Source organism: Pseudomonas massiliensis (assembly GCF_000826105.1).
Classification (GTDB): Bacteria; Pseudomonadota; Gammaproteobacteria; order Pseudomonadales; family Pseudomonadaceae; genus Aquipseudomonas; species Aquipseudomonas massiliensis.
The window spans coordinates 209,198-230,969 of the sequence record NZ_CCYK01000005.1; the positions used below are offsets into that span (position 1 = coordinate 209,198).

A 21,772-nucleotide genomic window follows, 5' to 3' on the forward strand; every position below is an offset into this window, starting at 1 on the left:
TCCCACAGGCTTCAAAAGCGTGAGCAGGTTGCGTATAGTTCAGGCAATGGAAGCCATATTTTTCGAGACGTCTACTTTCACCGCAACGGTCATGCATTACCTGCGCGAAGATGAATATCGGCAGCTTCAACAGTATATGTAGCGCCATCCGAAGGCTGGTGACCTGATGCCTCGAACCGGCGGCTTCAGGAAGCTCCGCTGGGCTGATGATCGCCGTGGCAAAGGAAAACGTGGTGGCCTTCGAGTCATCTACTATTGGCTCGAGTCCGATATGCAGATCTGGATGTTTGCTATTTACGATAAAGACGAGCTGGAAAACCTAACACCAACTCAGGAAAAAATGCTTAAGCAAGCCATTTCTCAAGAAGTCTCATGTAGGCATCAAGGCTTAGCCAGTGAGGATAAGTAGATGAAAGAACGTAATCTTTTTTCTGAAATGATGGACGGGATTGGCGAGATGCGGGCACATCGTGAGGGCAAGATAACTTTACGCCAGCACCACGTCATCATGGCCGATGCGCCCAAGCTCAGCTCGACCGAGATCGTAGCCATACGTGAAAGCCATCACATGTCACAGGAAGTATTCGCCAGACATATCCGGACGAAGCCGGCGACCCTGAGAAACTGGGAGCAAGACAAGGCAAAGCCTAACGCCCATGCTGCTATGCTTCTGAAACTTGTTGAGAAATATCCAGATATGTTGCAGCGCTTGGAGGCTATTTAACCTGTTTGTAGTCTTCAGATTGTTCGTGATAAACCACTGATACCCTGGAAACGCCCCGAAGGGCGTTTCGCTGGTCCTCAAGCCTGAGGCGCTTCGCCAGCTTCCTGCATCCGCTGCAGCTCTTGGGCGTACAGGGCATCGAAGTTGACCGGTGCCAGCATCAGAGCCGGGAAGGAGCCACGGGTTACCAGGCTGTCCAGGGTTTCCCGGGCATAGGGGAACAGGATGTTGGGGCAGAACGCGCCAAGGGTATGGCTCATGGCAGCGGCGTCGAGGCCCTTGATCATGAAGATGCCGGCCTGCTGCACTTCAGCGATGAAGGCTACTTCCTCGCCATTCTTCACGGTAACCGAAAGGGTCAGGACCACTTCATGGAAGTCGCTGTCCAGGGCCTTTTGCCGGGTATTCAGGTCCAGGGAAACGCTGGGCTCCCACTGCTGGCGGAAAATGGCGGGGCTTTTCGGCGCCTCGAAGGACAGGTCGCGAACATAGATGCGCTGCAAAGAGAATTGAGGCCCTTCGGCTTCTTCGTTGGCTGCGCTGTTGGTAGCTTGATCGGTCATGGCAGGTCCTTCCTGTAGCATTCGGTAGGGTAGGTTTTCAGCGCAGCAGCGGGTCCAGCTTGCCTGCCCGCTCCAACGCATAGAGATCGTCGCAGCCGCCCACGTGCAGGTCATCGATCCAGATCTGCGGCACTGAGGTACGCCCCGCCTTCCTGGTCATTTCGGCGCGCAGCTGGGGCTGGCCATCGACGCGGACTTCCTCGAAGTCCACACCTTTGCTGGCCAGCAAGGCCTTGGCTCGGGTGCAATAGGGGCACCAGTCACTGGAATAAACGACGATCCGGGGCATGGTCACTTCACCAAGGGGAGGTTGTCGGCGCGCCAGCTGGACACACCGCCAGCCAACCTGGCGGCGGTGTGGCCGCTCTTGAGCAGGTCACGGCACACCGCACCGGCATGCTGGCCCATGGCGTCTACGATGATGAGGGTCTTGCCCTTGTGCTTGTCCAGCTCCGCGGCGCGGGCCTGGAGCTTGTCCTGGGGAATGTTGACGGCGTCCACGATGTGACCACCGGCAAAATCCTTCTTGGCGCGGATGTCGATGACCACGGCCTTGTCGGCGTTGACCAGCGCGGTGAGCTCACGCGGGCTAAGGCTGCGCCCGCCCCGGCTGCTTTCAAGCACCAGCAGCAGTACCAGCAGAATGATGAAAAGACCAACGAGCAGGTAGTGATTGGTGGCGAATTCCAGCAAGTGAGCGACCATCGACAGCTTCCAGAGCGTGAAAAATGGCGGCCAGTATACACAGCGGTCGGGCGCGGCCAAAGCCCACCGGGCGCCTGTTTCATGGAACCGGGCAAGGGTTGCGAGGTCTGCAGCAGCGCGCTTCGATATTCAAGGCGGGGCGAATTGACCTAAGATACTTCCTTTATCCTCTGACAGCCGCGAGTGGGAACCATGACAGCCACGCCGAAACCTCTGGTCCTGATCATCCTGGACGGATTCGGGCATAGCGATAGCCATGAATACAACGCCGTCTTCTCCGCCAGAAAGCCCAATCTGGACCGGCTGTTGCAAACCCATGCCCATGGGCTGATTTCCGGCTCCGGCATGGACGTGGGCCTGCCGGACGGCCAGATGGGCAATTCCGAGGTGGGCCACATGAACCTCGGTGCCGGTCGTGTGGTGTATCAAGACTTCACCCGGGTCACCAAGGCCATTCGGGACGGCGAGTTCTTCCACAACCCCACCATCTGCGCGGCGGTCGACAAGGCCGTCGCCGCGGGCAAGGCCGTGCACGTCATGGGCCTGCTCTCCGACGGCGGTGTGCATAGCCACCAGGACCATATCGTGGCCATGGTCGAGCTGGCGGCGCGCCAGGGCGCCGAGCGCATCTACCTGCACGCCTTCCTCGATGGCCGCGACACCCCGCCCAAGAGCGCTGAAAGCTCCCTTGCCCTGATGGAAAGCACCTTCCAGCGTTTGGGCAAGGGCCGCTTCGCCAGCCTGATCGGCCGTTATTTCGCCATGGACCGGGACAACCGCTGGGATCGGGTCAGCGCTGCCTACAACCTGATCGTCGACGGCACCGCCGAATATCACGCCGCCACGGCTCAGGAAGGCCTGTTGGCCGCCTACGAGCGCGGCGAGAGCGACGAATTCGTCAAGGCCACCACCGTGGGCGAGCCTGTGCGGGTGGAAGATGGCGACGCGGTGGTGTTCATGAACTTCCGTGCCGACCGCGCCCGCGAGCTGTCCCGCGTTTTCGTGGAAAACGATTTCGCCGACTTCGAGCGCAAGCGCCAGCCCAAGCTGGCCGGATATGTGGGGCTGACTCAGTATTCGGCCAAGATCCCCGCCCCCGCGGCCTTCGGCGCCAGCAGCCTGAACAACGTGCTAGGCGAATACCTGGCCAAGAATGGCAAGACACAGCTACGGATCGCCGAAACCGAAAAATACGCCCACGTGACCTTCTTCTTCTCCGGCGGCCGTGAAGAACCCTTCGAGGGCGAAGAGCGCATTCTCATTCCTTCGCCCAAGGTCGCCACCTACGACCTGCAGCCGGAAATGAGCGCGCCGGAAGTGACCGACAGGATCGTCGACGCTATCGAGCACCAGCGCTATGACGTGATCGTGGTCAACTACGCCAACGGCGACATGGTCGGCCATAGCGGCATCTTCGAAGCGGCGGTAAAGGCGGTGGAATGCCTGGATACCTGCGTGGGCCGTATCGCCCAGGCGCTGGAAAAAGTCGGCGGCGAAGCGTTGATCACCGCTGACCACGGCAACGTGGAACAGATGGAGGACGAATCCACCGGCCAGGCCCATACGGCCCACACCACCGAGCCAGTACCCTTCATTTATGTGGGCAAACGCCCGCTGAAGGTGCGCGAGGGCGGTGTGCTGGCAGACGTGGCGCCTACCATGCTCGAGCTGCTGGGCCTGGAAAAGCCCGAGGAAATGACCGGCACCTCCATCCTGGTCGAGGCCTGATCATTCGAGGGCGCGCATGGCGCGCCCTTTTGCTTGCCAGCCTCGCCGGGCATACTAGGCCCCTCTTTCTTCGGTGACCCTCCACCAATGCTCCGCACCCTTGCCTTTCTTGCCCTCGCCGCCCTGACGCTTCCCGCCTACGCCGACGACCGCAGCCAAACGCAGCAGCAGATCGAAGCGACCCGCCAAGACATTGCCGAGTTGAAAAAGGTGCTGACCCAGCTTCAGCAGGCGCGCGCCGACGTGCAGAAGGACCTGCGCGGCACTGAAGTGGAGATGGGCAAGCTGCAGAAACAGGTAGACCAGCTTCAGCAGCAGCTCAAGGACACCGAGAGCGAGCTCCAGCGGCTGGAAACCCAGAAAAAAAAACTCCAGAGTTCGCGCCTTGAACAGCAAAAGCTGATTGGCATCCAGGCACGCGCCGCTTATCAAAGCGGCCGCCAGGAATACCTCAAGCTGCTGCTCAACCAGCAGAACCCTGAGCAATTCACGCGCACGCTTACCTATTACGACTACTTGAGCAAGGCTCGGCTCGATCAGCTCAAGGCGTTCAACGAAACCCTGCGTCAGCTGGCCGAGGTGGAGAAGAACATCCAGTTGCAACAGGCCCAGTTGCTGGTGCAACAAGGCAACCTCGATGAGCAGCGGGCCCAGCTCGACAGCGTGCGCAAGGACCGTCAGGCGGCCCTGGCCAAGCTCAACGATGACTACAAGGCCCGCGACCAGAAGCTGCAGCAGCGCCAGCAAGATCAGGCAGACCTGCAAAAGGTACTTGCCACCATTGAGGAAACCCTTGCCCGCCAGGCCCGTGAGGCCGAGGAAGCCCGGCGCAAGGCACTGTTGGCGCAACAGGAAGAAGAGCGCAAGCAGCGTGAGGCCGCCCAGGCAAGCAATACCCCACCACCGCCACGCAAGGCCCAGCCGCAGCTCAGCGTACGCACTGGCGAGACCTTCGGCGGCGCTTTCGCCGCCGCTCGTGGAAAACTTCCATGGCCTGTCGATGGTCGATTGTTGGCGCGCTTCGGTGAAACCCGCGATGATGAACGCACCCGCTGGGACGGCGTGATGATCGGGGCAGCCGCCGGAAGCGCGGTGCATGCCGTACATGGCGGTCGTGTGGTATTCGCGGACTGGCTGCGTGGCGCTGGCCTGCTGGTGATTCTCGACCATGGGAACGGCTACCTGAGCCTGTACGGACATAACCAGACGCTGCTCAAGAGTGCCGGGGACGTGGTCAAGGCTGGAGAAGCCATTTCCACGGTGGGCACCAGCGGGGGCCAGGATACGCCCGCGCTCTATTTCGCCATTCGCCAGCAAGGTCGGGCCACCGACCCTGCACAATGGTGCCGCGGTTGATGCGGCGCTGCTCAAACAGGATCAGGAGTTCGTTCGAGATGCTGCAATCCTTCCGCCTTTCCATGCTGGCCTTTGCCCTGGTAATGGCTGCGCCCCTGGCGAACGCCGCCGAGCCGGCCGCCAGCACGCCAGCCGCGAGCCCGGCTACCGTGCCCGCGGCGAAAGCGCCATTGCCGCTGGACGAACTGCGGACCTTCGCCGAAGTCATGGACCGCATCAAGGCAGCCTACGTTGAGCCGGTGGATGACAAGACCCTGCTGGAGAATGCCATCAAGGGCATGCTCAGCAACCTCGACCCGCACTCGGCCTACCTGGGCCCTGAAGACTTCGCCGAGCTGCAGGAAAGTACCAGCGGCGAATTCGGCGGTCTGGGGATCGAAGTAGGCGTCGAGGACAACTTCATCAAGGTGGTTTCGCCCATCGACGACACCCCGGCCAGCCGGGCCGGCATCGAGGCTGGTGACCTGATCGTCAAGATCAATGGCCAGCCCACTCGCGGCCAGAGCATGAACGAGGCGGTGGACAGGATGCGCGGCAAGGTCGGGGAAAAGATCACCCTGACCCTGGTGCGTGATGGCGGCAACCCCTTCGACGTTACCCTTGCCCGCGCCATCATCCAGGTCAAGAGCGTGAAAGCGCAGTTGCTCGAAGACGGCTACGGCTATATTCGGATCACCCAGTTCCAGGTCAAGACTGGCGAAGAGGTGGGCAAGGCACTGGCCAAGCTGCGCAAGGACAACGGCAAGAAGCTCAACGGCCTGATCCTTGACCTGCGCAACAACCCCGGCGGCGTGCTGCAATCGGCCGTGGAGGTAGCGGATCATTTCCTTACCCATGGTCTGATCGTCTATACCAAGGGCCGTATCGCCAATTCCGAGCTGCGCTTCAACGCTGACCCGGCCGATGCCAGCGAGGGCGTGCCCCTGGTGGTACTGATCAACGGCGGCAGTGCCTCGGCTTCGGAAATCGTCGCTGGCGCCTTGCAGGACCAGAAGCGTGGCGTGCTCATGGGCACCGACAGCTTTGGCAAGGGCTCGGTGCAAACCGTGCTGCCCCTGAACAACGATCGTGCCTTGAAACTCACCACGGCGCTCTACTTCACGCCTAATGGGCGGTCGATCCAGGCCCAGGGTATCGTGCCGGATGTAGAAGTGCGCCGCGCCAAGATCACCCGCGAGCAGGATTCGGAAAGCTTCAAGGAAGCCGACCTGCAAGGTCATCTGGGCAATGGCAACGGCGGTGCCGATCGCCCGACCCCGAGCAGCCCCGCGGACAGGAAAGCGCGCCCTCAGGACGATGACTTCCAGCTCAGCCAGGCCCTGAACCTGCTCAAGGGCCTGAAGGTTACCCGCGGCAACTGACATGAAGCCTTGGCTTCTGGCCTGCCTGCTTGTCCTGCCCTGGACAGGGCAGGCCACGGCGAACCCGGCCTATCTGAGCCTGATCATCGATGACCTGGGGCAGACGCCTTCTCGCGATAGCCGCGCGCTTGCCCTGCCTGGCCCCGTCACCCTGGCGGTGATGCCTGATACGCCCCATGCGGCCGAATTCGCGCGACAGGCCCACAAAGCCGGCAAGACGGTGATCGTGCACATGCCCATGGACCCGGCAGGCGGCCCATTTGCCTGGCAACCGGGTCTCTCGGCGGACCAGCTACGTGAACGCCTGGCGGCGGCCTTCAAGGCAGTACCCTTCGCCGCCGGGCTGAACAACCACGAAGGCAGCCGGATGACCGCCCAGGCGGACGCCATGGCGCTTCTGGCCAAGGAGCTCCAGCAGCGTGGGTTGTTCCTGGTGGACAGCCGTACCAGCGCGGCGACCCAGGCGGCTGCCCAGGCCCAGGCCATCGGCCTGGCCAGCGTGTCTCGGGATGTCTTCCTGGATGACGTGCGCACACCGGAAGCGATCGCGCAGCAACTGGAGCACGCCGTCGCGCTGGCTGACAAGCAAGGCTCGGCGGTGGTGATCGGCCACCCCTACCCGCAGACGCTGGATGTGCTGGAGCATGCCTTGCCCACCCTCAAGGCACGCGGTATCGAGATGATCAGCATTCGCCAGATGATCGGCGAACGCAGCAACCGCGCCATGTCGGGCCACGGCAAGGACGGGGTCTATTCCAAGGACCTGTAGCCCCCTGGACGATTGCAGGAACTCCCGTGGGACCCAGCGCCAGCTGGGGAACAGTCCTTCGAAGCCGAGTATTCGGGGAGCTTCGCCCCCCCCCTCCTACACGAGAATACATGCAGGAGACGGGCGCAGCTCGTGAACGTCAGCGAACGCAGATTCCCTGGGCAGCCATGAAGGCCTTGGCCTCGGGCACGGTGTATTCGCCGAAGTGGAAGATGCTCGCGGCCAATACGGCGCTGGCATGGCCCTCGGTAATGCCGTCGGCCAGGTGCTGCAGGTTGCCCACACCGCCACTGGCAATGACCGGGATGCCCAAGGCGTCACTGATGGCCCGGGTAACGCCCAGGTCGAAGCCGTTTTTCATGCCATCCTGGTCCATGCTGGTCAGCAGGATCTCCCCCGCGCCCAGGCCTTCCATCTTCATGGCCCATTCCACCGCGTCCAGGCCGGTAGGCTTGCGCCCGCCGTGCGTGAAGATTTCCCAGCGGGGCGTTTCGCCCGGCCCGGAGACCTTCTTGGCATCGATCGCCACTACGATGCATTGAGATCCGAAACGTGCCGCGGCTTCGCCGACGAACTCGGGGTTGAAGACAGCCGCAGTGTTGATCGAGACCTTGTCCGCCCCGGCGTTGAGCAGGTTGCGGATATCCTGAACGGTACGCACGCCGCCGCCTACGGTCAGGGGGATGAACACCTGGCTGGCCATGCGCTCCACTGTGTGCAGGGTGGTATCGCGGCCATCGACGCTGGCGGTGATGTCCAGAAAGGTGATTTCGTCCGCGCCCTGTTCATCGTAGCGACGGGCGATTTCCACTGGGTCGCCCGCGTCGCGGATGTTCTCGAACTTGACGCCCTTGACCACTCGACCGTTATCCACGTCCAGGCAAGGGATGATGCGTTTTGCTAGGGCCATGGGGGCCTCCTTTGTCTCAGCTGTAGGCGCAAGGCTTGCCCGCGCCAGGCCTGACAGCGAGCGCAAGCGCCGCGCCTACAGGAGTAAGTGACGCTTAGCCTTGGTAGTTATCGCAGAACGCCTGAGCCTCGGCCACATCCAGGGTGCCTTCGTAGATCGCGCGGCCGGTGATGGCACCGACGATACCGGGGGCCTTGGCGTCCAGCAGCGCCTGGATATCCCCCAGGTTGTGGATGCCACCCGATGCGATGACCGGAATACGCGTCGCTTCGGCCAATGCCTTGGTGAAAGGCACGTTGCAGCCTTGCATCATGCCGTCCTTGGCGATATCGGTGTAGACGATGGCGGCTACGCCGTCGGCTTCGAAGCGCCTGGCCAGGTCGATGACCTGCACGCTGCTCACTTCAGCCCAGCCGTCGGTGGCGACGAAGCCGTCCTTGGCATCCAGGCCGACGATGACCTTGCCTGGGAAGGCCTTGCAGGCCTCGGTCACGAACTCAGGCTGCTTCACCGCCTTGGTACCGATGATCACATAGCTGACGCCGGCCTTGACGTAGTGCTCGATGGTTTCCAGCGAGCGGATGCCGCCGCCGATCTGGATCGGCAGCTGGGGGTAGCGCTTGGCGATGGCGGTGACTACCTCACCGTTGACCGGCTGGCCTTCGAAGGCGCCGTTGAGGTCCACCAGGTGCAGCCGGCGGCAACCACCGTCCACCCACTTGGCGGCCATGCTCACCGGGTCGTCGGAGAACACCGTGGAATCTTCCATCCGCCCCTGGCGCAAGCGCACGCAGGCGCCGTCTTTCAAGTCGATAGCAGGGATAATCAGCATTTTCTGGAATCCTTCGGAATTGACACTGAGCCGTGGGCGCCACGCTTGCGTGCGCCTTGAAGCCCGAGCGCAGGCAAGCCCTGCGCTTACAGGGCTTGCCGCTTACAGCTTGTGATTGTGGTTCTACCAGCGCCCGTCCCAGGCAACGAAGTTCTGCAGCAACTGCAGGCCATGGGTATGGCTTTTCTCAGGGTGGAACTGGACCGCGAAGCGCGAGCCCTCGGCCAGGGCGGCGGCGAAGTCCTTGCCATAGTGGCCGCGGCCAACGACCTGGGAAGGCTTGCCAGCCTCGATGTAATAGCTGTGCACGAAGTAGAAGCGGGCGCGGTTGGGAATGTCGTGCCACAAAGGATGATCAACCGGCAGTTCGATCTCGTTCCAGCCCATGTGCGGCACTTTCAGGTGCTCGCCGGCCTCGTGCAGGTCCTTGCCGAAGAAGCGTACCTGGCCCGGGAACAGGCCGATGCAGTCCACCCCGTCGTTCTCTTCGCTGCGCTCCATGAGCGCCTGCATGCCCACGCAGATGCCCAGGAAGGGGCGATCCTTGCTGACTTCCTTGACCAGGCTGTCGAAGCCGAGCCGGCGGATCTCCGCCATGCAGTCACGGATGGCGCCCACGCCTGGGAAGACCACGCGGTCCGCCTCGCGGATCACCGCCGCGTCGCTGGTGACCAGCACCTTGCCCGCCCCGACGTGTTCCAGGGCCTTGGCCACCGAGTGCAGGTTGCCCATGCCGTAGTCGATCACCGCTACTGTCTGCATCAGAGTACACCCTTGGTGGAAGGCATCTGCCCGGCCATGCGCTCGTCGACCTCCACGGCCATGCGCAGCGCGCGGCCGAAGGCCTTGAACACGGTTTCGATCTGATGATGAGTGTTGTGCCCACGCAGGTTGTCGATGTGTAGGGTGACCTGGGCGTGGTTGACGAAGCCCTGGAAGAACTCCTGGAACAGGTCCACGTCGAAGCGGCCGACCACGGCGCGGGTATAGGGCACGTGCATCTGCAGGCCGGGCCGGCCGGAGAAGTCGATCACCACGCGCGACAGGGCTTCGTCCAGAGGTACATAGGCGTGGCCGTAGCGACGGATGCCTTTCTTGTCGCCCACGGCGCGAGCGAACGCCTGGCCCAGGGTAATGCCGACATCCTCAACGGTATGGTGGTCGTCGATGGCCAGGTCGCCCTTGCATTCGATATCCAGGTCGATCAGCCCGTGACGGGCGATCTGGTCGAGCATGTGCTCAAGGAAAGGCACGCCGATATCGAATCGGGCCTTGCCAGTGCCATCCAGGTTGATCGAGGCTTTGATCTGGGTTTCCAGGGTGTTGCGCTCGACGAACGCCTTACGTTCGATCATCACCAGCTCCGCAAACAATCATTCAGCGAAAAAGGCGGACATTATAGGCCCATCCCGGCGACCGCATGAAGCCGAGCGCGACGAAGAAACGAAAAACCCCGCCCGGGGCCAGGCCCAGGGCGGGGTTGGTGTTCGACTCAGGCGAACCTGTCAGAACAGCACGGCGGTCTTCTGCAGGGTGATCAACACGCCCCACGCCAGCGGAATGCCCACGGCCAGCCAGGCAGCGATGACCATCGGCAGGCTGCCGGGCGCGGCACGCCACTCCAGCACGGTGGAACCGTTGGCGGTCTTGTCGTGGCTGAGGGCACGCTCGGCGGCCAGCTGCTCCGGCGTCATGAAGTACTTGTCGGCTACCGGGCGGATCAGCGCGTTGCAGATGAAGCCCAGCACCAGCAGGCCGGCCAGGATGTACAGGGTGATGTCATACACCGCAGCGCGTTCCACGCCGATGCTCAGCTGGTATTCGCGCAGGTAGTTCACTAGCACCGGGCCGAGCACGCCCGCCGCGGCCCAGGCGGTCAGCAGGCGGCCATGGATGGCGCCCACCATCTGCGTGCCGAACAGGTCCGCCAGATAGGCGGGCACAGTGGCGAAGCCGCCGCCGTACATGGACAGCACCACGCAGAACGCGGCCACGAACAGCGCCACGTTACCCAGGTGGCCGAGGTTCGGGACCAGCGCATAGAGCGCCACGCCCAGGGTGAAGAACACGAAGTAGGTGTACTTGCGGCCAATGTAGTCGGAGAACGAGGCCCAGAAGAAGCGGCCGCCAATGTTGAACAGGCTCAGCAGGCCGGTGAAACCAGCGGCGATGGCGGCGATCTGCGCCAGCTGCGCGGCATTGAGCTCACTGAAGGACTGGTTGGTGCCCAGCAGCTTGCCGGCGAACACTTCCTGCAGCAGCGGCGAGGCCATGCCGAGGATGCCGATACCGGCCGATACGTTCAGGCACAGTACCAGCCATACCAGAGCGAACTGCGGGGTTTTCCAGGCCACACTCACATGCACATGGCGGTCGGTGATCATGCCGTTACCGGCTTTCTTCGCCGGCGCGGTCCAGCCCTCAGGTTTCCAGCCGGTCGGTGGCACGCGGTAGCTCAAGGCACCACCGATCATGAACACGAAGTAGATGGCCGCCATCACCAGGAAGCTCTGCCATACGCCCACGCTGGTAGGCGTGGCGAAATGCGACATCAGCGCGGTGGCTAGGGGCGCGCCCACCATGGCGCCACCACCGAAGCCCATGATCGCCATGCCGGTCGCCATGCCGCGCTTGTCCGGGAACCACTTGATGAGCGTCGAAACGGGCGAGATATAACCCAGGCCCAGGCCGATGCCACCGATGACACCCGAACCTATCCACATCAGCCAGATCTGGTGGGTGTAGACACCCAGAGCCGAGATCACCAGGCCGCCACACCAGCAGAGCGCGGATACCACGCCAGCCTTGCGCGGGCCGGCGTGTTCGAGCCAGCCACCCCAGACGGCCGCGGAGCAGCCCAGGAAGATGAAGAACAGCGTGTAGATCCAGCCAAGCATGGAGATCGGCCAGTCGCAATCGGAGGCGAAGATCTGGCTGAAAAAGCCCATGTCCGCTGGGCAGGCGGCCGCGGCAGTGATGCCCACGGCCTTGGACAACGGCAACCAGAACACCGAGAAGCCGTAGGCCATGCCGATGCACAGGTGGATGGCCAGCGCGGCCGGTGGTACCAGCCAGCGGTTGAACCCTGGCTTGGCGATGATGCGTTCCTTGGACAGGAAGCCCGGCCGCTCGGCCGCGTTCCCCCCAGTCGAATGTTGAGTCATGTACTACCCCTAAGTTGTGATTGGCACGCGGCCGTTACACCAGTGCATACCTGGTGCCCGGATCGCTACCCGACCTTCGCGCTCCAATGGCCGCTGGTCGTCTTATCGGCAACGCTCTGGAAAACGCGACAAACTGCCGCACAAAGTTGAAACGGGCGAAGATTACCACTTGTTTATGTCAGTGGAAGCAAACTGACACCCCGTTTTGTCGGCCCGTGGCCTGGTTCACAGCCCTGCTGGAGAACCGGGAGCCGGACTGTAAGGGAATGGTTACATGCCGCCTCGTCGGAGCCGCGCCAGAGATGGCAAACCGGTATACTCGCGCCACTACGACTTGGACTAAAGGACCCGCCCATGAAAACGTTCGGCAAAATCCTGGGGCTGGGCCTTCTCGGGTTGTTGCTGATCCTCGTGGCTCTAGGCTTCGCCCTGACCCATTTTTTCGATCCCAACGACTACAAAGACCAGATCCGCGCCCTGGTCCGCGACAAGGCCCATATAGAACTGACCCTTAACGGTGATATCGGCTGGAGCCTGTTCCCCTGGCTGGGCCTGGAACTTCATGACGCCAGCGTGGCGACGCTGGCGCAACCGCAAGCGCCTTTCGCCAATCTCCAGTTGCTGGGCCTGTCGGTACGGGTCTTGCCTTTGTTGCGTCGTGAAGTGCAGATGAGCGATGTGCGGGTCGAAGGCCTGGAACTGAGCCTTGACCGCGACGCCCAAGGCCATGGCAACTGGGAAGACATCGGCAAACCGCTGCCCGCCCAAGGCACGCCTGTCACGGCTGACAATGGAAGCGCCTCTGAGCAAGCGCCTGCTCCCTCGCAACCTCGCCGCCAGCTGAAACTGGATATCGACAGCCTGACCCTGAACAACGGGCGGGTAACCTACACAGACGAGCAAAGCGGCCGCAGTTTCACTGCCGAAAGCATCCAGCTCAGCACCGGCGCCGTGCATACCGGTACAGATGTCCCCGTTACCCTGACTGCCTTCCTGGGCACCAATCAACCCGAGCTGCGAGCACGTACCGAACTCAAGGGCACCTTGCGTTTCGACCCATCGGTGCAGCGTTATCAATTCGAGGACATGCGCCTGGGCGGCGACCTTTCTGGCGCGCCCCTGCAAGGGCAAACCCTGACGTTCTCGGCCCAGGGCCAGCTACTGGCGGACCTGGCGGCGCAGGTCATCGACTGGAACAACCTGAAGCTTTCCGCCAACCAGTTCCGCGCCCTGGGTGAACTCCATCTGCGAGACCTGGATTCAACGCCTCAGCTCAGCGGTGCCCTGTCGGTCGCCCAGCTGGACGTGCGAGCCTTCCTGGCCGGTATTGGCCAGCCGGTACCGGCTACCGCCGATGCCACCGCACTGACCCAGGTTGAAGTGGTCAGCCGCCTGCAGGGCAATCGAAACGCCCTGGCGCTGGAGGATCTGACCATCAAGCTCGATGGCAGCACCCTGAATGGCCGCATCGCCCTGGAAGACATCGCCGCCCAGGCGGTGCGGATCAAGCTTGGCGGAGACCGACTGGACCTGGATCGTTACCTGCCGGGAGAGAGCGAGCAAGCGCGAGGCGCCACCGCGGCCCGCCAGGCCGAGGTCCAGGGCACTGAGGCGGCGGCCATGGGCAAAGCCGATTCTCCCCTGCCAGAGGCGCCTGGCCGGCAGGCCTGGAGCGACGACCGGCTGTTCCCGGTCGAGCGACTTCGCGGCATCGACTTGCAAGCGGAACTGAGCCTTGGCCAACTCGTTCTGCAAAAGCTGCCAATCGACAATGCCCGTCTGACGGCGAGCGGCCAGGGCGGCCTGCTGAAGCTGGACGACCTCAGTGGTCAGGTGGGGCAAGGCAGCTTCAAGGCCAATGGCAGCCTGGACGTGCGCGCTGATTCCCCCCGGGCCAACCTGACCGCCCAGCTTGACCAGGTACCCGTGGAAACCGTGCTCGCGGCACATACAGCCCAGCCGCCAGTGCGCGGCTTGCTGACCTTGAACACTACCCTGAACGGCAGCGGCAACAGCCAGAAGGCCCTGGTCGAAAGCCTGGACGGCAATGGCCGCTTCGCCCTGGACAACGGTGTGCTGGTCAATGCCAACCTCGAGCAGCAATTGTGCCAGGGCATCGCCTTGCTCAACCGCAAGACCCTCACCAGCGAGCCACGCGGCCGCGATACGCCCTTCCAGCGGTTGGACGGCACCCTGAGCATTCACAAGGGCCTGGCCAGCAACCCCGACCTCAAGGCCAGCATTCCCGGCCTGCGGGTGAGCGGCAATGGTGATATCGACCTGCGCGTGCTTGGCATGGACTATCGCGTGGGTGTGGTGGTGGAAGGTGAAAGCGGCAACATGGCCGATCCGGCCTGCCAAGTGAATGATCGTTTCGCCAACCTGGAACTGCCGATACGCTGCCGCGGCCCGCTCGAGCTGGGTGCCCGGGCTTGCCGGGTAGACCGCGACGGCCTCGGCCAGGTCGCCGTCCAGGCGGTACGCAACCGGGTCGAAGAAAAGATCGAAGACAAATTGGGAGACAAGGTAAGCCCTGAGCTCAAAGATGCGCTCAAGGGCTTGCTCAAGCGATGACCCCTGAGCAATTTTCCGATGCCGTCCTGACCTGGTTCGACCGTCACGGGCGCCATGACCTGCCTTGGCAGCAAGACATCAACCCGTATCGGGTGTGGGTGTCGGAGATCATGCTGCAACAGACCCAGGTCAGCACCGTGCTGAACTACTTCGACCGTTTCATGGCCGCATTGCCGACGGTTCGACATCTGGCCGAGGCCACCGAGGACGAGGTGCTGCACCTGTGGACCGGGCTAGGGTATTACACCCGTGCTCGCAATCTGCAAAAAGCGGCGAAAATCGTCGTGACGGACTACGACGGTGAGTTTCCCCAAGACCCGGACCTGCTGGAAAGCCTGCCGGGCATCGGCCGTTCCACCGCAGGCGCCATCGCCAGCATCAGCATGGGCCTGCGCGCGCCTATCCTGGACGGCAACGTCAAGCGGGTCCTGGCGCGCTACACCGCCCAGGCCGGCTATCCTGGCGAGCCCAAGGTGGCCAATGCCCTCTGGGCAGCCGCCGAACGCTATACCCCTCAGGTACGAGTGAACCACTACACCCAGGCGATGATGGACCTGGGCGCCACCTTGTGCACCCGCAGCCGCCCCAGTTGCCTGCTATGCCCCCTGCGCGCCGACTGCCGCGCCCATCTCTTGGGCGAGGAAACCCGCTACCCGGCCCCCAAGCCGCGCAAGGCGCTGCCACAGCGGCAAACCCTCATGCCCTTGCTGGTCAACGAGGCCGGCGACATCCTGCTCTACCGGCGTCCGTCCGTAGGCCTTTGGGGTGGGCTATGGAGCCTGCCGGAGCTGGACAGCTTCGCCGATATCGAGCACCTGGTTGCCCAGCATGATCTGCGCCTGCTCGACAGCCAGGCGTTGGCCGGGATTACCCATACCTTCAGTCACTTCCAACTGAGCATCGCGCCCTGGCTGGTGCGCGTCAGCAGCCAGGGCAGCCACGTGGCCGAGGCCGACTGGCTCTGGTATAACCTCGCCACCCCGCCGCGCCTGGGCCTTGCCGCCCCGGTGAAAACGCTGCTCGAGCGCGCGGCCGATGCCATGCACGCAGGAGACACCCCATGACCCGCACCGTGATGTGCCGCAAATACAAAGAGGAACTTCCCGGCCTGGAGCGCCCGCCCTACCCTGGCGCCAAGGGCGAGGACATATACCTGCACGTCTCGCAGAAGGCCTGGGCCGACTGGCAGAAGCACCAGACGCTGCTGATCAACGAACGCCGCCTGAACATGATGAACGCCGAAGACCGCAAGTTCCTTCAGGCGGAGATGGACAAGTACCTTTCCGGCGAGGACTACGCCCAGGCCGAAGGCTACGTGCCGCCCTCGGAATGAGGGTTTTGGCGTAAGCGACGGTAATGATTAAAATTTTTTTGAATCGGCGCTTGACGCCAACCTGAAAAACCCGTTTAATGCGCCCCGTTGCCCAGGTAGCTCAGTTGGTAGAGCAGGGGATTGAAAATCCCCGTGTCGGCGGTTCGATTCCGTCCCTGGGCACCACTAATACCAAAACCCCTGAATCGAAAGATTCAGGGGTTTTTTATTGGCTGCGCTACGCTCATAACGCTTCGTTCGACCCTCGCCAGGAGCCCGCCCATGTCCTCCCCTCGCAAGCAGCAGAAGAAACACAAGCGCGCCTCGGCCAAGGCTCGGCAGAACCGCATCCTGCGCAACAACCAGGCCGCGGCCTCCACCGAAACCAACCCGGACGCGCTCTCCCCTGAATTCATCAGCATGGAAGAATTCTTCGTGGACGGGCTTGAACTGGGCGCCTTCGACGACCTTTTCGACGACATGGCCGCAGCTGAACCCGAGGGGCTCGAGGCCGTCGCGCGCGCGTTCTTCAAAGAGTCGCCCCTGCCGCTTGTGGTGGAGAACTATTCAGAGGAAGACGTTACCGACCTGGTCGTTTCGCTCTGGGTGGCCTACTACGAAAAGCACCATGGGCTGAATGAAGACCAGGCCATGATCCGCATCGAGAGTCCAGAGTTCATGCAGGCCTACCAGGCTGCGGCGGACGACGTGGCCAACCAGCCCTGAAACCGGCTTACCGAACCTTTACCTTCTCTAGACAGCACTTTACACGCCCAGGGTGTTTCATACGTCCATGGCGCCACCTGACCGGCGCTGGAAGGAGATACCCATGTTTGCGAAGTTGACCAAAGCCGCACTGCTTAGCGCCTGCCTGGTAGCCGCTGGAGCGGCTGGCAGCGCCAGCGCCGACGAACGTGACTTGGTCGTTCCGGTGATCGCCGGTGCTGCGGTAGGCGCTCTCATCGCCACCAATTGGGATAACAATGGGCACCACCACCCTCATGAGCCGCGTTATGCACCGCGGCCGCAACCGGTGATGTATGTACCAGCTCCCCAACCGGTGTATTACCAGCCGGCGCCTCCGCCACCGCATCGCCCCTGGGATCGCCACGGGGAAGGCCGGCGCTTCGATGGCCCTCCTCGCTGGTAAAGCGGTCGTTGTGTGAGTAAAGAAAAAGGCCGCTACCTGTCCAGGTAGCGGCCTTTTTCTTTGTAGCCGGAGCGGTTAGCTCCCCAGGACGGTCCTGCCATGGCCGGCGGCCTTGCGGCGACGATCCACGATCAAACCAGCAGCCACGACACCAATCGCCAACAGGCCGGTGGCAAAGATTTCCATGCGGTGATCTTCACGGAAGAACATCACGGTCAGCACGGCGATGATGAACAGGATCACCAGGTAGGTAAGCCCAGGGAAGGCCCACATCTTGAAGGTCAGCGGCTCGCCACGGGCTTCAGCCTGGCGACGCATGCGCAGTTGCGAGAAGGCTATGACCAGGTACACCAACAGGGCGATGGCACCCGAGCTGGCCAACAGGAAGTCGAACACGGCAGCCGGGGCGACGTAATTGGCGAAGGTCGCCAGGAAAGCGGCCGCGGTGGACAGGATCACTGCCATGTAGGGCGTGCCGGCCCGGGAGGTGCGCTGCGCGGCCTGGGGGGCATCGCCGCGCTTGCTCAAGGAAAACAGCATGCGCGAAGAGGTGTACAGCGCCGAGTTCAGGCAGCTGGTCACGGCAATCAGTACCACGATGTCCACGATCAGCTTGGCGTTAGGCACACCGATCAGGTTCAGCACAGTCTGGTAAGAGCCCAGTTTCGGCAGAGTGGGGTCGTTCCACGGCACCAGGGCTACCACGAGGAAAATGGACACCAGGTAGAACAGGCAGATACGCCAGATCACCGAGTTGGTCGCCTTGGAGATCTGACGACCCGGGTCGCGGGATTCAGCGGCGGCGATGGTCACGATCTCGGTGCCCATGAAAGAGAACATGGTAGTGAGCATGGCGGCGACGACGGCGCCCAGCCCGTTAGGCATGAAGCCTTGGGTATCGGTGAGATGGCTGAAGCCGCTGACCTGACTGCCCGGCACGAAGCCGAACGCAGCGCCCAGGCCCACCACGATGAAAGCGATGATCGCGATGACCTTGAGCAGCGCGAACCAGAACTCGAACTCACCATAGTTCTTCACGCTGAACAGGTTGGTCACCGTAAGCACGGCGGTGATGATCAGGGCGAACACCCAAACCTGCACGTCCGGTATCCAGGCATGCAGGATCGCCGCGGCGGCGTTGGCCTCCAGCGGGATAACCAATACCCAGAACCACCAATACAACCAGCCGATGGTGAAGCCAGCCCAGTGGCCAATGGCGCGATCGGCGTAGGTGGAGAACGAACCAGTATCGGGCGAAGCCACGGCCATTTCGCCCAGCATTCGCATGACAAGCACCACCAGGGTACCGGCAGCGGCATAAGCCAGCAGCACGGCCGGCCCGGCCTCAGCAATAGCGTGGCCAGAGCCGACGAACAAACCGGCCCCAATGACCCCTGCGATGGACAGCATGGTCACATGACGGGTTTTCAGCCCTTGGGCCAGCCCGCTTGTGTTTTGAAGACTGCTCATAGGTTTACCTTCCGAGAAAGCGATTCGACCGGCGACTGCGTTCAAACCCTGCCGCTGTTTGAGAGAAGCAACGTACCGTTGGATTTATTTTACGCAAGAAGCGCGCCAAATTGATGCAAAATAGTTCAAACCCTTGGACCAACGGCGCTGTGGCCCAAACTGCAAGCAGTTGAGCAATAGGGCTTTTTGTCGCAGCATGACAAAAGTATTACCGAGATACTCAGCCCGCAACACCGATCTGCCCTGTTTTGGCCCGACAGGTAACACCCTTCGCTCCAGGGTGGTGCAACCACTGTGTGGATTTTGGTGGTACGCCAGTACAACCTTCCAAGGACTTTGCCGTTTTGTGCGTGGAAAAAAATGTCACAGCCCGATGCCTGGAGCACGTGATGTTTCTGCGATAAACGTTGTCGAAGCTATACCCTTCCTGCTCGCTTCCCCCGGAGTTTTCATTTCATGGCTCTGCGTTTCGCTCCGCTGCTCGCTTGCGTCCTGGCTGTCTCTTGCATCTCTGCTCATGCGGTCGACAAGTTGCGCATGGGTATGGAGGGTGGCCACCCCCCGTTCAACGACACTGACGCCAGCGGGCAGGTGGTCGGGTTCGATGCGGATATCGGCGCGGCGCTGTGCGCCAAGATGAAGGTTGAATGCGAGATCGTTACCGCCGATTTCGAAAGCCTGATTCCAGACCTGAACGCCAGCCATTACGACTTTCTCATCTCGTCTCTTTCGGTGACGGAAGAGCGCAAACAGCTGGTGGACTTTACCGACCCCTACTACACCAACAAGCTCCAATTCATCGCAGCGACCACCAGCGACCTGGACGGTACCTCCGGCAGCCTGATGGGCAAGACCCTCGGCGCTCAGGAAGGCACCCTGGCAGCTACATGGTTGCAGAACAACGCGGCGGATCCGGCCATCATCCGCACCTTCCCTACCCAGGATGAGCTCTATGTGGCGCTGGCCACAGGGCAGATCGACGGCGCCCTGGCCGACAAGTATTCGGGCTACGAGTGGCTACGCACCGAGGCAGGTCGCAACTTCGAACTCAAAGGGCAACCGGTTATCGACAGTGATCAGATCGCCATTGCCACGCGCTTGAACGACCCACTGCGCATGCGTCTCAACGTGGCGTTGAAGGACATCATTGCCGATGGCACCTACAAGAAGATCAACGACAAGTATTTCCCCTTCAGCATTCGCTGAGCATGCTTGAAGCCGACGCGCTCGCCTTCCGTTTCGCCGAGCTGGGTGAATTCCTGAGGCAACACCAGGGGCTGTGGCGACCGAAGCCGTTCACCAGCCTGACGCTCCCCTGGGAGGCGGAACACCCTGAGCTGTCTCAGTGGCTGCGTGGGCGCTCTCTCGAAGAGGCCGAGGCGGCCGCCCTGGTTCCGATTGATCCACTACCGCCTGGGGGCTTCGCTCATTGGGCGGCCGAAGCGGCGCGCTTGAGCGATCCCGGTGACCTGCCGTCGCGCACGCCTCCCCCGGCGGCCCCTCGCCTGAACCGTGATGTGCCTGGGCGCAAATGGGCACAGGTGGAGGCCTTCGCCGCGCATCTGGCGTTTGTCGAGCCGGTAGAGCACTGGCTGGACTGGTGCGGTGGCAAGGGGCATTTGGGTAGGCGATTGCTACAACCTCACCAACAGCTCACCTGCCTGGAGTTCGACCCCACCCTGGTAGATGCCGGCCAAGCGCTTAGCGACCATCACCGCCTACCGGCGCACCACCGGCGGCAGGATGTGATGGCGACCGACACCCGCCTGGCTCCTGAAGAGACGCCGGTGGCCTTGCACGCCTGTGGCGATCTTCACGTGCGGCTGCTGCGCCTTGCGGTCGCCCACGGTTGCCGACAATTGGCGATCGCACCCTGCTGTTACAACCGTACCGGCGACGAAGGTTATCAGCCCCTGTCGCGTCAGGGTCAGGCATTGGACCTGGCGCTGGATAAAGACGACCTGGGCCTGCCCGCGAACGAGGCCGTTACCGCTGGCACCCGGGAGCGGCGCCAACGCGACCTGTCCATGGCCCGACGGCTGGGTTTCGACTTGCTGCAGCGGCATTTGCGCGGGGTGGATGAATACTTGCCTACGCCTTCGCTGCCTTCGCATTGGCTCGCTGAAAGCTTCGCCGACTACTGCCGCCACCTGGCAAGGTGCAAAAGCCTGGCCCTTGGAGAGGCCATTGCCTGGCAAGTATGGGAAGCCCAGGGGTGGTCTCGACTGGCTCAGGTGCGCAACCTGGAACGAGTGCGAAACCTCTTTCGTCGGCCTCTAGAGCTATGGCTGGTACTGGACCGCGCCCTGTACCTGGTCGAACGAGGGTATCAGGTTCGGATGGGGACTTTCTGCGAACGCGAAGTGACCCCAAGGAACCTGCTGATGCTTGCTGAAAAGGTTTGAAACCTGTGGATAAGCATGTGTGAAACCCGTTTGATCGAGGCCTTTAGCTCAAGCGACGCGCCCCATGCAGGCATGCCCTATATGTGGATAACCTTTAAATCAAGCCGTGCCGTCTCGCCAGTTCCGCCAGCCCTACTAGCGTTTGCACCTTCAGCTTGTTAACCAGGCGTGTTTTGTAAGAACTGACCGTTTTGTTACTCAACATCAATGCGTGGCCGATCTGCACGTTGGTAAAACCAACGGCCAGGTAGCGCAGCACGGTCAATTCCCGCGCGGAAAGCCTGGACAAACGAATCCTTTCATCCTCGTCGCCGGGGCCGGGCTGGTGCTTGTTACATGCCAGGTCAGGGTAGTAAGTGAAACCGGCCTTCACGGCACGGATGCCATGGCGAAACGTCTGGGTGTCATATGCCTTGGGCACGAAAGCGGTGATACCCGCCCGCAGGCAACGGTCCAGCGTATAGTCCGCCGGGCAGGCGGTAAGCACCACCCATTTGGTCGCCTGGCTTACCCGCCGCGCCCGCTCGATCACTTCGAGCCCTTCCAGGTTGGGCAAGGTCAGCTCCAGAACAGCAATATCGGGCTGTGCTTCCCGAATCAAAGCCAGGCCCTGAACGCCGTCCGCGCACTCGCCTACCAGCTCGATACCTTCCTCCTGGAGGATTTGCCCCACCATGAGCCGAATGTAGGGCTGGTCGTCGATAATCACGGCTGTAGCCATGGGGCATCTCCTTTCGTGGCAGCCGGCA

At 62.2% G+C, this 21,772-nt stretch carries 22 protein-coding genes, 1 tRNA gene and 1 pseudogene; 14 read left to right on the forward strand and 10 right to left on the reverse strand.

From position 1 onward, the window contains the following. Positions 1–46: 46 nt before the first annotated feature. A pseudogene (locus tag BN1188_RS04385) lies at positions 47–409 on the forward strand (toxin). After that, positions 410–724 (forward strand): helix-turn-helix domain-containing protein, encoded by a 315-nt coding sequence (locus BN1188_RS04390; protein ID WP_040260142.1) that lies wholly within the window; start codon positions 410–412, stop codon positions 722–724. Positions 725–801: 77 nt separating this feature from the next. On the opposite strand, the gene secB is transcribed toward BN1188_RS04390, so the two are convergent. From secB to BN1188_RS04405, 3 genes are read right to left on the reverse strand one after another with little or no spacing between them, the layout of a single operon-like run. After that, on the reverse strand, positions 802–1,287 hold the full coding sequence (secB, locus tag BN1188_RS04395; RefSeq protein ID WP_040260143.1) for a protein-export chaperone SecB: 486 nt from the start codon (positions 1,285–1,287) through the stop codon (positions 802–804). A gap of 37 nt (positions 1,288–1,324) precedes the next feature. Beyond that, on the reverse strand, positions 1,325–1,576 hold the full coding sequence (grxC, locus tag BN1188_RS04400) for a glutaredoxin 3 (protein WP_040260144.1): 252 nt from the start codon (positions 1,574–1,576) through the stop codon (positions 1,325–1,327). Positions 1,577–1,578: 2 nt separating this feature from the next. Beyond that, the gene (locus BN1188_RS04405) at positions 1,579–1,992 is read right to left on the reverse strand and encodes a rhodanese-like domain-containing protein (RefSeq protein WP_040260145.1); all 414 of its coding nucleotides are present in this window, start codon (positions 1,990–1,992) and stop codon (positions 1,579–1,581) included. Between the two features lie 192 nt (positions 1,993–2,184). Here BN1188_RS04405 and gpmI point away from each other — a divergent pair, with 192 nt between their 5' ends. The 4 genes from gpmI to BN1188_RS04425 all read left to right on the forward strand — a co-directional run bounded on the left by gpmI (position 2,185) and on the right by BN1188_RS04425 (position 7,206). Continuing rightward, a complete protein-coding gene (gene gpmI, locus BN1188_RS04410) occupies positions 2,185–3,720 on the forward strand; it encodes a 2,3-bisphosphoglycerate-independent phosphoglycerate mutase (RefSeq protein ID WP_040260147.1) in 1,536 nt (511 codons plus the stop codon). An 87-nt stretch (positions 3,721–3,807) separates the two neighbouring features. After that, positions 3,808–5,076 (forward strand): murein hydrolase activator EnvC family protein, encoded by a 1,269-nt coding sequence (locus BN1188_RS04415; protein ID WP_040260148.1) that lies wholly within the window; start codon positions 3,808–3,810, stop codon positions 5,074–5,076. Between the two features lie 38 nt (positions 5,077–5,114). Continuing rightward, on the forward strand, positions 5,115–6,437 hold the full coding sequence (locus BN1188_RS04420) for a S41 family peptidase (RefSeq protein ID WP_040260149.1): 1,323 nt from the start codon (positions 5,115–5,117) through the stop codon (positions 6,435–6,437). Between the two features lies 1 nt (position 6,438). Then, on the forward strand, positions 6,439–7,206 hold the full coding sequence (locus tag BN1188_RS04425; RefSeq protein ID WP_040260151.1) for a divergent polysaccharide deacetylase family protein: 768 nt from the start codon (positions 6,439–6,441) through the stop codon (positions 7,204–7,206). 139 nt (positions 7,207–7,345) lie between these two features. Here BN1188_RS04425 and hisF read toward each other — a convergent pair whose 3' ends face one another. From hisF to BN1188_RS04450, 5 genes are all read right to left on the reverse strand, one after another. Beyond that, positions 7,346–8,116: an imidazole glycerol phosphate synthase subunit HisF gene (hisF, locus tag BN1188_RS04430; protein WP_040260152.1), complete on the reverse strand. Its 771-nt coding sequence runs from the start codon at positions 8,114–8,116 to the stop codon at positions 7,346–7,348. Positions 8,117–8,210: 94 nt separating this feature from the next. Then, a complete protein-coding gene (hisA, locus tag BN1188_RS04435; protein ID WP_040260153.1) occupies positions 8,211–8,948 on the reverse strand; it encodes a 1-(5-phosphoribosyl)-5-[(5-phosphoribosylamino)methylideneamino]imidazole-4-carboxamide isomerase in 738 nt (245 codons plus the stop codon). 123 nt (positions 8,949–9,071) lie between these two features. Beyond that, complete coding sequence (gene hisH, locus BN1188_RS04440; protein WP_040260154.1) at positions 9,072–9,710, reverse strand: imidazole glycerol phosphate synthase subunit HisH; 639 nt, start codon at positions 9,708–9,710, stop codon at positions 9,072–9,074. Next, complete coding sequence (hisB, locus tag BN1188_RS04445) at positions 9,710–10,303, reverse strand: imidazoleglycerol-phosphate dehydratase HisB (protein ID WP_040260157.1); 594 nt, start codon at positions 10,301–10,303, stop codon at positions 9,710–9,712. Before hisB ends, hisH begins: the two co-directional genes overlap by 1 nt. A 150-nt stretch (positions 10,304–10,453) precedes the next feature. Continuing rightward, complete coding sequence (locus BN1188_RS04450; RefSeq protein WP_040260158.1) at positions 10,454–12,112, reverse strand: OFA family MFS transporter; 1,659 nt, start codon at positions 12,110–12,112, stop codon at positions 10,454–10,456. A 354-nt stretch (positions 12,113–12,466) separates the two neighbouring features. On the opposite strand from BN1188_RS04450, the gene BN1188_RS04455 reads away from it, so the two are divergent. The 6 genes from BN1188_RS04455 to BN1188_RS04480 all read left to right on the forward strand — a co-directional run bounded on the left by BN1188_RS04455 (position 12,467) and on the right by BN1188_RS04480 (position 17,148). Then, a complete protein-coding gene (locus BN1188_RS04455) occupies positions 12,467–14,686 on the forward strand; it encodes an AsmA family protein (protein WP_040260160.1) in 2,220 nt (739 codons plus the stop codon). Then, positions 14,683–15,750, forward strand: a complete 1,068-nt coding sequence (gene mutY, locus BN1188_RS04460; protein ID WP_040260161.1) for an A/G-specific adenine glycosylase — start codon at positions 14,683–14,685, stop codon at positions 15,748–15,750. Before BN1188_RS04455 ends, mutY begins: the two co-directional genes overlap by 4 nt. Next, positions 15,747–16,019, forward strand: a complete 273-nt coding sequence (locus BN1188_RS04465) for an oxidative damage protection protein (protein ID WP_040260162.1) — start codon at positions 15,747–15,749, stop codon at positions 16,017–16,019. Before mutY ends, BN1188_RS04465 begins: the two co-directional genes overlap by 4 nt. An 89-nt stretch (positions 16,020–16,108) precedes the next feature. Further along, a tRNA-Phe gene (locus tag BN1188_RS04470) sits at positions 16,109–16,184 on the forward strand. 96 nt (positions 16,185–16,280) lie between these two features. Then, positions 16,281–16,724: a hypothetical protein gene (locus tag BN1188_RS04475; protein ID WP_040260164.1), complete on the forward strand. Its 444-nt coding sequence runs from the start codon at positions 16,281–16,283 to the stop codon at positions 16,722–16,724. 103 nt (positions 16,725–16,827) lie between these two features. Further along, positions 16,828–17,148 (forward strand): hypothetical protein, encoded by a 321-nt coding sequence (locus tag BN1188_RS04480; protein WP_040260165.1) that lies wholly within the window; start codon positions 16,828–16,830, stop codon positions 17,146–17,148. Between the two features lie 75 nt (positions 17,149–17,223). Here the strand turns inward: BN1188_RS04480 and gabP are convergent, their stop codons facing one another. Then, entirely contained in the window at positions 17,224–18,618 is a 1,395-nt protein-coding gene (gene gabP / locus BN1188_RS04485) for a GABA permease (protein WP_040260166.1), read from the reverse strand. Between the two features lie 456 nt (positions 18,619–19,074). Between gabP and BN1188_RS04490 the strand changes: the two genes are divergently transcribed. Both BN1188_RS04490 and BN1188_RS04495 read left to right on the forward strand, forming a co-directional pair. Next, a complete protein-coding gene (locus BN1188_RS04490; protein WP_052469152.1) occupies positions 19,075–19,824 on the forward strand; it encodes a transporter substrate-binding domain-containing protein in 750 nt (249 codons plus the stop codon). A gap of 2 nt (positions 19,825–19,826) precedes the next feature. After that, positions 19,827–21,023 carry a methyltransferase gene (locus tag BN1188_RS04495; RefSeq protein WP_040260167.1) on the forward strand — a complete coding sequence of 399 codons (1,197 nt, stop codon included), beginning with the start codon at positions 19,827–19,829 and terminating at the stop codon, positions 21,021–21,023. 94 nt (positions 21,024–21,117) lie between these two features. On the opposite strand, the gene BN1188_RS04500 is transcribed toward BN1188_RS04495, so the two are convergent. Further along, positions 21,118–21,744 carry a response regulator transcription factor gene (locus tag BN1188_RS04500; RefSeq protein WP_040260168.1) on the reverse strand — a complete coding sequence of 209 codons (627 nt, stop codon included), beginning with the start codon at positions 21,742–21,744 and terminating at the stop codon, positions 21,118–21,120. Between the last annotated feature and the right edge of the window lie 28 nt (positions 21,745–21,772).